The organism is Rhodoluna limnophila (assembly GCF_005845365.1).
Taxonomy (GTDB): Bacteria; Actinomycetota; Actinomycetes; order Actinomycetales; family Microbacteriaceae; genus Rhodoluna; species Rhodoluna limnophila.
Genome location: NZ_CP040509.1, coordinates 570,900 through 584,737, shown reverse-complemented (window position 1 = coordinate 584,737; position 13,838 = coordinate 570,900). Strand labels below are relative to the sequence as shown.

The following is a 13,838-nucleotide window of genomic DNA, read 5'->3' as shown; positions in this document are numbered from 1 at the left end:
GAAAGAGAATAGTCAATGACCACACCAAGAACAGTTCTAGTCACCGGCGGTAACCGTGGAATCGGAAAATCGATTGCTGAGGAGTTCATTCGTCAAGGTCACAGGGTTGCTGTGACCGTTCGCAGCGGCGAGGGCCCTGCCGGTTCACTAAGTGTGGTCGCAGATGTGACCAAGCCTGAGACCCTGGATGCTGCATTCGCCGAGGTCGAAGAGAAGCTAGGGGCAATCGAAATCTTGGTTGCAAACGCAGGCATTACCCGCGATACCCTCCTCATGCGCATGACCGACGAAGAATTCGAGTCAGTAATTGACACAAATTTGAATGGCGTTTTCCGCGTACTGCGCCGCGCCACCAAGGGCATGATCAAAGGCAAGTACGGCCGCGTGATCCTGATTGGTAGCGTCGTTGGCCTTCTCGGCTCGGCTGGCCAGGTAAATTACTCAGCTGCCAAGTCGGCCCTGGTAGGTATGGCTCGCTCAGTAACCCGCGAGCTTGGTGCCCGCGGCATCACCGCAAACGTGGTCGCCCCGGGCTTTATTGACACCGATATGACCGCGGCTTTGCCTGAAGCTCAGCAGGACGAGTACAAGAAGAAGATTCCGGCCGGCCGCTTTGCCCAGCCAGAAGAAGTTGCCAAGGTCGTTGCCTGGCTTGCCAGCGACGAAGCCAGCTACATCTCAGGTGCTGTCATTCCGGTTGACGGCGGATTGGGTATGGGCCACTAGCGATTTGATAAAAAAACCGCCCGGTTGGGCGGTTTTTTTATGCTCAGATTTATCAATAAACAGGTTTTTACTGATCAGAGTTTGAGAACCGGTATCAAACCGGCAAGGTCATTACCCTCGAGTACATAATCGGCATGTTCGCGAACAATCGGCTTGCAGTTGAAGCCAACGCCCAGTCCAGCTGCGGCCAACATGTCTAGGTCATTAGCGCCATCGCCCACTGCCACCGTGTTTTCGATGGCGAAGCCCGCCTCTTCTGCCCATTCGAGCAAAGACTCGGCCTTGGCAGCACGATCGATAATTTTGCCAATAACCCGGCCGGTCAGCACACCGTCTACAACCTCAAGTTGATTTGCGCGAGCAAAATCAAGCTCCAAAGTCTTGGCCAATGGCCCTAGAAGCTGGTTGAATCCGCCAGAAACAGCGCCCACCTGTCCACCGGCTGCATGAACGGCATCGATTAGGGTCTTTGCCCCGGTGGTGATGCGAATCCTCCCCAAAACCTCTTCAAAGACGCTTTCGGGAAGCCCGGCGAGGGTTTTAACTCGCTCAATAAGGCTTTCGGCAAAGTCCAGCTCGCCAGCCATGGCGCGTTCGGTTACCGCAGCAACTTCAGCGCCCTTTCCAGCGACATCGGCCAATAACTCAATTACTTCGTCTTCGATGAGAGTTGAATCAACATCAAAAACCACTAAAAACTTGGTCACGGTGTAACCAGAACGCCCTTTCCAACAACGGTGATACCCGAGTCGGTGACGAAGAAGCCGCGGTCAAGATCTCTTTGCTTGTCGACACCGATCGAGGCGCCATCGGCAACGACAACGCTCTTGTCGAGGATAGCCTTTCGAACGGTGCAGTCGCGCCCAACCTGGACGCCATCAAGCAAAATCGAGTCAGTAATTAGAGCTCTGGAGTGAATGCGCACATTCGGCGAGAGCACGCTGCGCTCAACAATTCCCCCCGAAACCACGGTTCCAAGCGAAACAATTGAGTCGGTGGTCCGCCCCTGGTTGCCCTCACCATCGTGAACAAACTTTGCCGGTGGCAAGTTGATCTGCTGGGTGTGTACCGGCCACTCTGAGTTGTACAGGTTGAAAACCGGCATCACTGAGATTAGGTCCATGTGGGCCTCGTAGTAAGAGTCCATGGTTCCTACGTCGCGCCAGTACGAGTGGTCACGCTCTGTAGAGCCTGGAATCTCGTTGTAGGTGAAGTCATAAACTCCAGCGTCCTCGCGCGCAACCATGTAAGGGACGATGTCGCCACCCATGTCGTGCGATGACTCCTCGAGGGTTCCGTCATGCTCAATAGCGTCAATCAGTGCCTGGGCGCTGAAAACGTAGTTTCCCATCGAAGCCAAAACTTCGCCTGGGCTATCCGGCAAACCCTTAGGGTCGCTTGGTTTCTCGCGGAAAGCTGCAATCTTGGTGTTGTCTTTTTCGTCAACCTCGATTACGCCAAACTGGTTCGCCAGCGAAAGTGGTTGGCGAATGGCTGCAACTGTGACTCCACGGCCTGACTTGATGTGCGCTTCAATCATCTGATCAAAGTCCATGCGGTAAACGTGGTCGGCACCGACCACGACGACGATGTCTGGTCGCTCGTCGCTCAGAAGGTTCATGCTCTGCAGAATTGCGTCAGCACTTCCCGAGAACCAGCGCTTGCCAAGTCGCTGCTGTGCAGGAACCGAGGCAACGTAGGCGCCAAGCAGCGGAGACATTCGCCAGGTCTGAGAGATATGGCGGTCAAGGCTGTGTGATTTGTACTGAGTCAAAACAACGATGCGTCGAAGACCTGAATTAATCAGGTTTGACAATGCAAAGTCGATAAGACGATAACTTCCCCCAAAAGGCACCGCAGGCTTTGCGCGATCAGCCGTTAGAGGCATCAAGCGCTTACCCTCGCCGCCAGCAAGGACCATTCCGAAAATACGTGGAGTGCTCATATCGAAATGTTATTAGTCCTTTATGAACGCCAGATAACATGACGCTATGAGAATCGATCTGATCACCAAAGAATATCCACCCTTCATTTATGGGGGAGCGGGCGTACATGTCGCTGAATTAGTGAGAGTTTTGCGAAAACAGATCGATGTCAAGGTCCACTGCTTCGGTGAAGACCGTAATGAAACCGATACATTTGCATACCGCCACAGCGCTGAGTTTGAAGCTGTCAATGGTGCCCTACAGACCATGGCCACCGATTTGAGCATGGTTTCTGCAATTGCAGGCGCTGACCTAGTCCATTCGCACACCTGGTACGCAAACTTTGCCGGGCAAGTAGCCGGAACCCTTCACGGGATCCCACACCTGATTACGGCCCACAGCCTCGAACCGCTGCGCCCATGGAAAGAGCAGCAGTTGGGTGGCGGTTACCGCCTTTCGTCATGGGTTGAGCGAACAGCCTACGAAGGTGCGACCGGCATCATCGCGGTTTCAGACGGTATGCGTCAGGACATTCTTCGTGCCTACCCTCAACTTGACCCTCAAAAAGTTGCTGTTGTACACAATGGCATTGATCTAGATGCATTCCAGGCAGCTGATAACCCTGACTTAGTGCGCGCCAACGGCGTGAACCCAGATCAGCGTTCTGTGGTCTTTGTGGGTCGAATCACGATGCAAAAGGGTTTGCCGTATCTACTCAAGGCAGCCAGGGAATTGCCCGCTGATGTTCAGTTGGTACTTTGTGCTGGCGCCCCAGACACCCCCCAAATTCTCCAGGAGGTTACCGACCTGGTAGCCGAGCTTCGAAAAGTGCGCGACAACGTTATCTGGGTAGAAAAGCACCTGAGCCGCGCCGAATTGATTGCCATGCTCTCGGCCGCAACTGTTTTTGCCTGCCCGTCGATATACGAGCCACTCGGCATTGTGAACTTGGAGGCTATGGCCTGCGGAACTCCGGTTGTTGCCACGGCTACTGGTGGCATTCCAGAGGTCGTTGCCCACAACGAGACTGGACTGCTGGTGCCGATTGAGCAATTGATGGATGGCAGCGGCAAACCACTGGACGAAGGCAAGTTTGTGGCTGACTTTGCTGCGGCCCTCAATGAGATGCTGGATCACCCAAAAATTGCCGAATTCGGGGCAGCCGGTCGTAGGCGTGTGGAGCAACACTTCAGCTGGGACAGTATTGCTGCGGAAACTATTGGTGTCTATGAGAAGGCAATCAACGGCAAGCACATAGGCTAAAAGGCATGTCACGCGTCATAGATCTAAACAACGTCACCGTAGTCCGCGAGGGTCGAAACATCCTCAACAATGTTGACTGGCAAGTTGAGCCAAATCAGCGTTGGGTAATAGTTGGACCGAATGGCGCTGGCAAGACCACCTTGTTGCGCGTTGCTGCAGCCCAGATTCACCCAACGCACGGCCAAGCCACAATACTTGGCGAGCGAATGGGGGAGATCAATGTCTTTGAACTCCGTACCAGGATCGGTTTTGCCTCGAGTGCACTCGCGGCCCACATCCCAAACTCAGAATCGGTGCTCAACGCGGTTATGACCGCCAGCTACGGTGTAACCGGACGCTGGAACGAAAAGTACGAGGACATCGATGAACGACGCGCCCGGCGAGTCCTTTCAGAGTGGCAACTTTCAGAATTTGCAGACCGCGCGTTTGGCACCCTGAGCGACGGAGAACGGAAGCGAACCCAAATTGCTCGCGCCGTTATGCCTGATCCAGAAGTGCTTTTGCTTGATGAACCGGTAGCAAGCCTTGACCTGGCCGCTAGGGAGCAGACCATCAACATCATCGGAGAGTATGCGTCGCACCCGATGGCGCCGGCCATGGTCATGGTTACCCACCATCTTGAAGAGATTCCGGAGGGATTCACTCATGCCCTGCTGATTCGCAACGGAGAAATCTTCGCTGCCGGGGACATCCACAACACCCTGACATCAGAGAAGATCTCGGAGGTCTTTGGTTTTGGCCTCAAGGTCGATTACGAAGATGGTCGGTTCCGGGTCCGCGCACATAAATACTAGAATTAGGTGTTCAAGCTAGCCCAATTCTGGTATGCTTGTCCCTTAGTGCCCTGTGGCACAAACCCCAAAGTTTTCGATTATTACGGAGTTTTCCCATGAAGGCAGACATTCACCCAAAGTACGAAGCAGTCGTATTCCGCGACTTGGCATCGGGTGTAGCGTTCCTTACTCGCTCAACACTTAGCAGCAGCAAGACCATTGAGTGGGAAGACGGCAACACCTACCCAGTTTTCGACGTTGAAATTTCATCAGAGTCACACCCGTTCTACACCGGAAAGCAGCGCATCATGGATGCTGCAGGTCGCGTAGAGCGCTTCAACGCACGTTACAAGAACTTCGGAGCGTAAGCTCCGCGAGAACAGAAGCTGTCCACACAGCTTCTAGGTTGAGACCTAAAAAGGCCCCGCTTCGGCGGGGCCTTTTGTTCTTAATGGTGGTTTATGACAACACCTAATTCAGCTTCAGTGGCCAGCCACGCTTGACACTAAATTCAGGGTTGACACTCCGGCGCATGTAGTTTTCAAAGTCGCTGTCGAGGAAATCACTCCATTGAATTTGCGCGGCATGAAGATCTGGGAGTGACGCTGGCAGTTCATCGGCCCACCGCTTAGCGATAGCCTGTGCCACACGTCCGGCTGCGATTGCGTCGGCCGTAGCGTTGTGAGCATCGGCAAGTTCAACGTTGTAGAACTCTGCAGCGTTCTCCAAGCGGCGCTTTCCTTTGCGATATTTATCCTTGAACCGATCAATGACCAGGGGATCAATAATTGAACCAATTTTCAAGGGTTCTAGGCCGTGACGCATGGCCTCATAATGCAAAATCGTAAAGTCGTATGGTGCGTTATAGGCAACTACTGGGAGCCCTCTAGCGAAAAAACCCTTGAGAGTGTCCAGGATTTCGGCAACCACCTCACTGGCCTCCCTGCCATCTCGTCTGGCCATTTCGGTGGTGACACCGTGAACATCGCTGGCAGGTGTAGGAATCTCGATTCCAGGATCGGCCAACCATTCGACGTTTTGCCCAACCACAGCACCATGCTCGTCAAGCTCCACCGCACAGGCGGTGACAATTCGGGCATCGGTTAGATCTAGGCCTGTAGTTTCAAGATCGAAAACGGCAATTTGCCTAGCCCAATCAGGCAGGGCAGGGGAGAAGTCAAACGAAAGTTGTTGGTCGGTCACGTCTTCAGACTAAAGGTGGCTAGCGACAAAGACCCGCACCACGCGCCAGTTCAATGGCAGCTGCGTGCTGGTTCAGACTAAAGATGTGGAGTCCGGGCGCTCCTGCGGCGATCAGGTCAACCGACAGCTGCTTGGAGAACTCCATGCCGAGTTTGCTCGCTGCCTCGTCATCCAGCCCCTCTAGAGCTTCGAGGAGTTCGGCCGGCATCGCTGCGCCACTCATGGCCGCCATGCGAATAACCTGCTTGGCATTTGCGATTGGCATAACTCCAGGAACAATCGGAATGGTAACACCCGCTTCTGCAGCACTGCTAACCAGATCGGTATAAGCCTTGACGCTAAAGAACAGCTGAGTAACCGCAAACTTTGCCCCAGCAGCCTGCTTCAAGGCAAGAACCATTGAGTCGTGGGCCATATCCGGTGACTCCGGGTGGACTTCTGGAAAGGCTGCGACACCGATTTCGAGGTGAGAGTTTTGATTTGCAACTTCAATTAGCTCAAGGGCAGTCTTGAGCTGTCCTTTACCTAGAGCGTCTGGGTCGTCTTTAGGTGCGTCCCCGCGCAAGGCAAGAATTGCAGCTACCTTTGCAGCTTCAAACTGTCGAATGATGTCGATGGTGCTCTGAGTTGTCGCACCAACGCAGGTCAGGTGGCCAATTGTCGGAACACTTTTAGCCATCCGCTGAACTACAGACAGGGATCTATCCTGGCTGGAACCGCCGGCACCGTAGGTCACCGACACGTAATCTGGCTTGACCTCTAGAAGTTTTTCGAATGCGTCCCAAAGTCGCTCTTCACCGGCATCGTCTTTTGGTGGGAAGAATTCGAAGGACAAAGTTGGTTCACCAATAACAGAACGCGCCTGCATTACCTCGGTGATCTTCTTAAAAGAAGTTAGGTCGAGCTCGGTCTTTCGAAGGAGAGGGAATTCAGGCATTCAATAAGTATATTCCACAGCCACATCAACCTGCCTCAGTTAGACTTGAAACCTATGTTTGCTCCCCGCTCAGAAGCCCTAATCAATGCTGTCCGATCCCGCGTTGTCGTTGCTGACGGCGCCATGGGAACCATGATTCAGGAGGCCAACCCAACGCTGGATGAGTTCCAGGGTTATGAGGGTTGCAACGAAATTCTCAATGTCACCCGACCAGACATCATTTCTGGCATTCATGCTCAGTATCTAAAGGCTGGCGCAGAGGCAATTGAGACCAACACTTTCGGTGCCAATTTTGCCAACTTGGCCGAATACGACATCCAAGACCGAATCGAAGAGCTGGCTTTCGCGGGAGCAGAGGTTGCACGCCAAGTAGCCGACGACTTCAGCACCGATGAAAAGCCTCGTTGGGTACTGGGATCTATGGGACCGGGTACCAAATTGCCTAGCCTCGGTCACGAAAAATTTGCAGTACTGCGTGATGCTTACCAGCTCAGTGCCAGAGGACTAATTCGCGGCGGTGCCGACGCAATTCTGATTGAAACTGCCCAGGACCTTCTGCAGGCCAAGAGCGCAGTCATTGGCTCAAAGCGCGCCATGGCAGAACTCAATGTCCAAATTCCAATTCTGGTTTCAGTCACCATCGAGACCACTGGAACCATGTTGCTCGGCTCCGAAATCGGTGCCGCTTTGACCGCATTGAGCGCATTGGGTATCGATGCGATCGGCCTTAACTGTGCGACCGGCCCAACCGAAATGAGCGAGCACCTCAGGTACCTAGCTAAGTTCTCCGACCTGCCGGTAGTCGTTATGCCTAACGCTGGACTACCGATCTTGGGCCCTCACGGCGCACATTACCCACTCACTCCAAGCGAGCTTGCCACCGCACAGTTGCAGTTTGTGAACGACTACGGCGCCGGTTTGGTTGGTGGATGCTGCGGTACTACGCCAGCACACATCGCTGAAGTTGCAGCTGCCGTCGCCGGCAAGGTTCCGAGCCGACCTCAACTTATTGACGAACCTGGATTGGCCAGCCTCTACCAGCACCAGCCTTTTGACCAGACCATGACCTATCTTTCGATTGGCGAAAGAACCAATGCCAATGGTTCGAAGGCATTCCGCGAAGCAATGCTCGCCGAGAACTGGGATGAATGCCTTGAGATTGCCAGATCTCAAACCCGTGAGGGTGCGCACCTTCTTGACGTTTGTGTTGACTACGTTGGGCGCGACGGCGCCAAGGACGCACGAGAATTGGTCAGCCGTTTGGCGACCTCTACGACCCTTCCGCTGGTCCTAGACTCGACCGAACCGGCAGTACTGGAGGCCGGCCTCGAGTGCATGGGTGGCCGAGCGATGATCAACTCGGTCAACTATGAAGACGGAGACGGACCTACTTCTCGTTTCGCGCGAATTATGCCCATGGTTCGAGAGCATGGCGCAGCTGTTGTTGCGCTAACCATTGACGAAGAGGGCCAGGCTAGAACAGCCGACACAAAGTTTGCCATTGCCAAGCGCCTGATTGAGGATTTGACCACTAACTGGGGTATGCGTTTGGTGGACATCACTGTCGACACCCTGACCTTCCCAATTGCAACGGGTCAGGATGAAACTCGCCGCGATGGAATTGAAACCATCGAGGCTATCCGACGCTTGCACGAGGCTTTCCCTGGCGTTCAAAGCACACTGGGCATTTCAAATATCTCATTTGGATTGAGCCCAGCAGCACGACATGTGTTGAATTCCGTGTTCCTTCAAGAGTGTGTGAAGGTTGGCCTAACCTCGGCTATTGTCCACGCTGCTCGCATCATGCCGTTGAGTCAAATTCCAGCCGAACAGCTCGAAGCGGCTCTCGACTTGATTTACGACCGACGAACCTACGATGCCGATGGCAACATCACCTTCGATCCATTGACTCGGTTCCTTGACGTATTTAGCGGTGTTGATTCAGCTGCCAACCGTCAGTCGCGTGCGGAAGAACTAGCCGCGATGCCCCTTGATCAAAGACTTGAGCGTCGAATCATCGATGGTGAAAAGAAGGGTCTAGAACCAGACTTGGATGAAGCTCTAGCAAGCGGTATGACCGCGCTGGGAATCATCAACGACCACCTTCTCAAGGGCATGCAGGTTGTAGGCGAACTTTTCGGCAAGGGCGAGATGCAGTTGCCGTTCGTTCTACAGTCAGCTGAGGTTATGAAGACCGCAGTTGCCCACCTAGAGCCATTCATCGAAAAAACTGAAGACGCTGGCAAGGGCCGCATTCTGCTGGCAACCGTTCGCGGTGACGTTCACGATATCGGCAAGAACTTGGTCGATATCATCCTTAGCAATAACGGTTTTGAGACGGTAAACATCGGAATCAAGCAACCAATCAATGAGATTTTGCGTGCGGCAGAAGAGCACGATGTTGACGTGATTGGCATGAGTGGACTGTTGGTTAAGTCCACCCAGATCATGCGCGAAAACCTCGAGGAAATGAACCTACGCGGAGTAGCTGAGCGCTGGCCAGTCATTCTCGGCGGTGCCGCTCTGACCCGAAGCTTCGTGGAACAGGACCTTGCCGAGATTTTTGACGGAGAAGTACGTTACGCCCGTGATGCCTTCGAGGGACTTAGATTGATGGACACCATCATCAAGATCAAACGCGGTGACACCGATGCCAAGTTGCCAGAACTTAAGAAGCGCGTCGTTCAGCCGAAAAACCTTTTGGTGCGAACCGTGCCGGACATGATGCCGGACCGATCAGATGTCTCATCTGACAACGAAATTCCTAGCCCTCCATTCTGGGGAACCCGAATCATCAAGGGTGTTCCGCTTCGCGACTACGCATCATTCTTGGACGAGCGCGCAACATTTATGGGCCAGTGGGGGCTAAAGCCTTCGCGTGCCGAAGATGGCGCGAGCTACGAGGAATTGGTTGAAACTGAGGGACGCCCACGCCTGAGGGCTTGGTTGGAGAAAATTCAAACTGAAAGCCTGCTAGAAGCAGCCGTCGTATATGGTTACTTCCCAGCGGTATCTGACGGCGATGACCTAGTGATCCTGCACCACGGTCCTGAGGGCGCTACCGACGGTGGATCCGGTGGAATCCCTGGCACCGAGCGTCTCCGCTTTACTTTCCCTCGACAGGCGCGTGATCGCCACCTTTGCTTGAGCGACTATATCGCTTCAAAGGAGAGCGGAAAGATCGATGTCGTGCCCTTCCAGCTTGTGACAATGGGAAACCGGGTTTCAGAAGCCGCAAACGAGCTGTATGCAGCCAATGATTACCGCAACTACCTCGAGTTGCACGGACTATCAGTGCAGCTGACCGAGGCTCTTGCCGAATTCTGGCACGCACGCGTTCGCGAGGAACTCGGATTCAGCGCCGAGGACCCTGCCGAGGTCGAAGGCAACTTCCGCCTCGAGTATCGCGGTGCTCGATACTCGTTTGGCTACCCGGCCTGCCCAGAGCTTGAGGATCGAGTGAAACTGGTCGAACTGCTAAAGCCAGAGGCCATCGGTGTCACGCTCTCAGAGGAACTACAGTTGCACCCTGAGCAGTCAACTGACGCGATGGTGCTTCACCATCCAGAGGCTAAGTACTTCTCGGTTTAGTCATGAGTCCGAAATCTGCGTCGCTAACCAAGGCTGCTCTAGCCAGATCCAACGCGTCGAGCAGTGAAGTTCTGGACACGGTTACCCGGTTTTGGACATATCCCGCAGACAGAGCGAATGCCAAAACAATTGTGTTCGTGCACGGTTATCGCGGAAATCATCACGGTTTAGAGGCCATTGCCGGCGCACTGCCAGACTTCAACGTGGTAATTCCAGACTTACCCGGATTTGGTCAGAGCACTGAATTCGCTGGCGCGCACAGCATCGAGGCTTACTCAAAGTGGCTCGAGGCTTTCATCGCGGCCCTGAACCTAGATGAGAAACCTGTTCTTTTGGGTCATAGTTTTGGAAGCATTATTTGCTCGGCATTTGCGGCAAAATCAGACGCAATTTCACTCTTGGTACTGGAGAACCCGGTATCTGCTCCGGCTTTGAAGGGGCCAAACGCGCCACTGACCAAGGTAGCTCAGAGCTTCTTCACGTTAGCCGGCCGGTTGCCACTGAAGCAGGGGCTTTGGATCCTGAAGAGCTGGCCGATGGTCCGAGGAATGAGCATTCTGATGACTAAGAGCTGGAACCGTGAACTCCGCGCCTGGGTGCACGAGCAGCACGACGCCAACTTCAATGACTTTGCCAGCAGGCGAGTGGCCATCGAAGGCTACACCGCATCGATTTCACACAACGTTTCTGATTACGCTGCCGACTTCAAAGTGCCAACCCTGTTGATAATCGGCAGTCGAGATGACATCACATCACCGAAGCAGCAACGAGAGATGGCCCTGAAAATCGGGGCAGAGCACGAATTAGTAGAACATCCAGGAGTAGGACACCTTACCCACTACGAGGTTCCAGAATTGGTGGCCGCTGACATTCGTAGCTTTGTAAAGAAGCACTCATGAAACCCAGCTCGATTTTCTTTGACGCCAGGTACATCCGGGTAGATCACCACGATGGCATTAGCCGCTTTTCAGCAGGGCTTTTTGAGGCCCTAAACCGAAAAACTGACGTTGTGGCGCTGATTTCAGACCCAGCGCAGCTTGAGAAACTCCCGCCATGTCGGTACGAAATCATCGGTGCGCCAACCTCAGTGTTGGAACCTCTAGTTGCGCGTCAGGTAAACAAGCTTGGTGCAGAGGTCGTATTTTCACCGATGCAGACCATGGGAACCATGGGCCGTCAATACAAGCTAATCCTTACCCTGCACGACTTGATTTACTATCGCCACCCAACTCCACCACCGAGCTTCAACGTAGGCATCAGGGCCCTTTGGCGAGTTTTCCACCTGGTCTATTGGCCCCAGCGCATGCTACTTAATCGCGCAGACGCGGTGGCAACGGTTTCCCACACAACAAAAGACCTAATCAGCAAGCACCGCCTGACTAAGCGTCCGGTTTCTGTGGTTTACAACGCGGCTGAAACAGCTGAAAAGCCACGTATTGAACGCAACAGCGCACCGAGTAAAAAACTTGTTTACATGGGCAGCTTCATGGAGTACAAAAACGTCGAGACCCTGATTCGGGGAATGGCCCTGCTTCCGGATTTCGAACTTGTTCTGCTCAGCCGAGTAGCCCTAGAGCGAAAGGTGGATCTTGAATCGCTGGACGCTATCGGAAATGTGAAATTTCGGAATGGCGTTTCTGAGATCGAGTACATCGATGAAATTGACACTTCCTTCGCCCTTGTTTCAGCCTCTAAAGATGAGGGTTTCGGAATTCCATTGGTGGAATCGATGAATCGCGGAACACCGGTCATCGTCTCAGATATTGACATTTTCCGCGAAATCGGCGGATCGGCGGCCAGCTACTTTAACTTTGAATCGCCAGCGGATTTTGCCAATCAGGTCAGGAACCTTGATAACCCTGCAAGTTGGAAAGCCGCGTCAATTGATGCCTTGGAGCGGGCTAAAAACTTCAGCTGGGAAGCATCTGCTGACGCACTGCTCAAAATGATAGAAAAGCTCTAGCTAAATAACCGTTGTGTCCAGCGGCACCAATTCGCCGGGGGAGTAGTCGGCAATCCTCCAGCCATCTGGCCCATGGGTAAAAATACTCATTGAGGCATTTGAAAGTCTTTCGCCGTCCCGCGGAAACTCACCCTGGCTAACCATTCCAAGAAGTTTGCGAATCAAGGCACCGTGAGAGACGGTCAACACACGGCGCCCCGCGTAATTCGCTGCCAAATGGTCCAACAAACGCCAAGCTCGTTCCTCGAGTGTTTCCAGGGTTTCGGCGCCCGGAACATTGTTGGTATCTGGATAATTCGCTCGCCACTCTTCATGTCTCAAACCCTCGGCCTCGCCAAAAGAGCGCTCAAGCAGCAAATGCTCGATTTGAGGTTCTGGGAGGCCGGACAGCTCAACAATGATGCGAGCTGTTTCTTTGGCGCGTGATAGCGGCGAGGTGAGAACATAATCCCAGTCTTCAGAACGAATCGCGGTTGCAGCAAGCCGAGCCTGTCGCATCCCGGTCTCGTTTAGTGGCACATCAGTCACCCCCTGCAAGCGAAAGTCAATATTCCAATCAGTTTGGCCGTGGCGAAGTAATCCGATTACAGTCTCAGTCAATTAGGAGTCTCTCTAGAACGAGTGAGGTGTTTGCCTCAATCTTTACGGATGCCAACTCATCGCCCTTGGTAACACCAAGGTTGACAATGATGATTGGTTTTTTGGCTTTTGCAGCTCGGCGAGCAAAACGAAGTCCCGAATTAACCGATAGGGAGGTTCCGGCCACCAGGAGTGCCTCAGCTTGGTCCAGAGTGGTCATAGCGTGCTCAACTCGGTCTGACGGCACCGATTCACCGAAAAACACAACGTCCGGTTTTAGAATCCCACCGCAGTTGTCACAACTTGGTATTTGAAATCCGTCTGCCAGCTCCACTTCGGCATCGCCATCCGGCGTAAATTCAAAGGATTCGTCCTTTTTAATGCCTGGATTGAGTTCGCGCAACAAAGCATCCATCTCGGAACGGTGCATTTCTTGGGAACAGTTTAGGCAGGTGACCCGATCCAGGCGGCCATGTAGATCAATGACCCGCTTAGAGCCGGCCCGCTGGTGCAGACCATCGACATTTTGAGTGATGACCTGTGCGACACGACCCAGATTTTCTGCATGGGCCAACGCAAAATGACCCTGATTTGGATTCGCATTCGCTATCCGATCCCAGCCGATGTAGCTTCGAGACCAATACCGAATTTGAGCATCTTTAGACCCAACAAAAACGTCGTAGGTCATTGGGTGCTTGGCAACGCGTCCGGCACCGCGATAGTCAGGAATCCCGGAATCGGTACTAATCCCTGCTCCGGTGAGCACCGCCAAACGCTTGCCCTGAATGCGATCGCGCGCAAAGTCGATGCTGTAGCTAACAGCCGCGCTTAGCGATTCTCTCTCTGACATCACAGCAAGTCTAACTTTGCTGAAGCCT

The 13,838-nt window shown here is 53.5% G+C and carries 13 protein-coding genes; 7 read left to right on the top strand and 6 right to left on the bottom strand.

Annotated elements, in window-relative coordinates; all coding sequences use genetic code 11:
• The first annotated feature begins 15 nt into the window (after positions 1 to 15).
• Positions 16 to 726: a beta-ketoacyl-ACP reductase gene (locus tag FFA38_RS02855; RefSeq protein WP_138315469.1), complete on the top strand. Its 711-nt coding sequence runs from the start codon at positions 16 to 18 to the stop codon at positions 724 to 726.
• A 74-nt stretch (positions 727 to 800) separates the two neighbouring features.
• On the opposite strand, the gene serB is transcribed toward FFA38_RS02855, so the two are convergent.
• Together serB and glgC are read right to left on the bottom strand one after the other, a co-directional pair.
• Entirely contained in the window at positions 801 to 1,433 is a 633-nt protein-coding gene (serB, locus tag FFA38_RS02850) for a phosphoserine phosphatase SerB (protein ID WP_138315468.1), read from the bottom strand.
• Positions 1,430 to 2,671, bottom strand: a complete 1,242-nt coding sequence (glgC, locus tag FFA38_RS02845; protein WP_138275300.1) for a glucose-1-phosphate adenylyltransferase — start codon at positions 2,669 to 2,671, stop codon at positions 1,430 to 1,432. The genes serB and glgC overlap by 4 nt, the downstream gene beginning before the upstream one ends.
• A gap of 46 nt (positions 2,672 to 2,717) precedes the next feature.
• Here glgC and glgA point away from each other — a divergent pair, with 46 nt between their 5' ends.
• The 3 genes from glgA (at position 2,718) to FFA38_RS02830 (ending at position 5,055) form a co-directional block, all read left to right on the top strand.
• Entirely contained in the window at positions 2,718 to 3,914 is a 1,197-nt protein-coding gene (gene glgA, locus FFA38_RS02840; protein ID WP_138315467.1) for a glycogen synthase, read from the top strand.
• 5 nt (positions 3,915 to 3,919) lie between these two features.
• Positions 3,920 to 4,708 (top strand): ABC transporter ATP-binding protein, encoded by a 789-nt coding sequence (locus FFA38_RS02835; RefSeq protein ID WP_138315466.1) that lies wholly within the window; start codon positions 3,920 to 3,922, stop codon positions 4,706 to 4,708.
• A 95-nt stretch (positions 4,709 to 4,803) separates the two neighbouring features.
• Positions 4,804 to 5,055 (top strand): type B 50S ribosomal protein L31, encoded by a 252-nt coding sequence (locus FFA38_RS02830; RefSeq protein WP_138275297.1) that lies wholly within the window; start codon positions 4,804 to 4,806, stop codon positions 5,053 to 5,055.
• Between the two features lie 103 nt (positions 5,056 to 5,158).
• On the opposite strand, the gene FFA38_RS02825 is transcribed toward FFA38_RS02830, so the two are convergent.
• Positions 5,159 to 5,890 (bottom strand): exonuclease domain-containing protein, encoded by a 732-nt coding sequence (locus FFA38_RS02825; protein ID WP_246030979.1) that lies wholly within the window; start codon positions 5,888 to 5,890, stop codon positions 5,159 to 5,161.
• Positions 5,891 to 5,909: 19 nt separating this feature from the next.
• Positions 5,910 to 6,827, bottom strand: a complete 918-nt coding sequence (locus FFA38_RS02820; RefSeq protein ID WP_138315465.1) for a methylenetetrahydrofolate reductase — start codon at positions 6,825 to 6,827, stop codon at positions 5,910 to 5,912.
• Between the two features lie 54 nt (positions 6,828 to 6,881).
• Between FFA38_RS02820 and metH the strand changes: the two genes are divergently transcribed.
• From metH to FFA38_RS02805, 3 genes are read left to right on the top strand one after another with little or no spacing between them, the layout of a single operon-like run.
• Entirely contained in the window at positions 6,882 to 10,418 is a 3,537-nt protein-coding gene (gene metH / locus FFA38_RS02815) for a methionine synthase (protein ID WP_172955989.1), read from the top strand.
• Between the two features lie 2 nt (positions 10,419 to 10,420).
• Positions 10,421 to 11,317 carry an alpha/beta fold hydrolase gene (locus FFA38_RS02810; protein ID WP_138315464.1) on the top strand — a complete coding sequence of 299 codons (897 nt, stop codon included), beginning with the start codon at positions 10,421 to 10,423 and terminating at the stop codon, positions 11,315 to 11,317.
• On the top strand, positions 11,314 to 12,381 hold the full coding sequence (locus FFA38_RS02805) for a glycosyltransferase family 4 protein (protein WP_138315463.1): 1,068 nt from the start codon (positions 11,314 to 11,316) through the stop codon (positions 12,379 to 12,381). The genes FFA38_RS02810 and FFA38_RS02805 overlap by 4 nt, the downstream gene beginning before the upstream one ends.
• On the opposite strand, the gene FFA38_RS02800 is transcribed toward FFA38_RS02805, so the two are convergent.
• Positions 12,382 to 12,981 (bottom strand): histidine phosphatase family protein, encoded by a 600-nt coding sequence (locus FFA38_RS02800; protein WP_138315462.1) that lies wholly within the window; start codon positions 12,979 to 12,981, stop codon positions 12,382 to 12,384.
• Positions 12,974 to 13,810, bottom strand: a complete 837-nt coding sequence (locus FFA38_RS02795) for an NAD-dependent protein deacetylase (protein ID WP_138315461.1) — start codon at positions 13,808 to 13,810, stop codon at positions 12,974 to 12,976. The genes FFA38_RS02800 and FFA38_RS02795 overlap by 8 nt, the downstream gene beginning before the upstream one ends.
• Positions 13,811 to 13,838 lie beyond the last annotated feature (28 nt).

Bases quoted from the DNA above. Each gene is read 5' to 3' on its own strand.
- FFA38_RS02855 (WP_138315469.1), top strand. From the start codon at position 16: ATGACCACACCAAGAACAGTTCTAGTCACCGGCGGTAACCGTGGAATC.
- glgC (WP_138275300.1), bottom strand. From the start codon at position 2,671: ATGAGCACTCCACGTATTTTCGGAATGGTCCTTGCTGGCGGCGAGGGT.
- glgA (WP_138315467.1), top strand. From the start codon at position 2,718: ATGAGAATCGATCTGATCACCAAAGAATATCCACCCTTCATTTATGGG.
- FFA38_RS02835 (WP_138315466.1), top strand. From the start codon at position 3,920: ATGTCACGCGTCATAGATCTAAACAACGTCACCGTAGTCCGCGAGGGT.
- FFA38_RS02830 (WP_138275297.1), top strand. From the start codon at position 4,804: ATGAAGGCAGACATTCACCCAAAGTACGAAGCAGTCGTATTCCGCGAC.
- FFA38_RS02820 (WP_138315465.1), bottom strand. From the start codon at position 6,827: ATGCCTGAATTCCCTCTCCTTCGAAAGACCGAGCTCGACCTAACTTCT.
- metH (WP_172955989.1), top strand. From the start codon at position 6,882: ATGTTTGCTCCCCGCTCAGAAGCCCTAATCAATGCTGTCCGATCCCGC.
- FFA38_RS02810 (WP_138315464.1), top strand. From the start codon at position 10,421: ATGAGTCCGAAATCTGCGTCGCTAACCAAGGCTGCTCTAGCCAGATCC.
- FFA38_RS02805 (WP_138315463.1), top strand. From the start codon at position 11,314: ATGAAACCCAGCTCGATTTTCTTTGACGCCAGGTACATCCGGGTAGAT.
- FFA38_RS02795 (WP_138315461.1), bottom strand. From the start codon at position 13,810: ATGTCAGAGAGAGAATCGCTAAGCGCGGCTGTTAGCTACAGCATCGAC.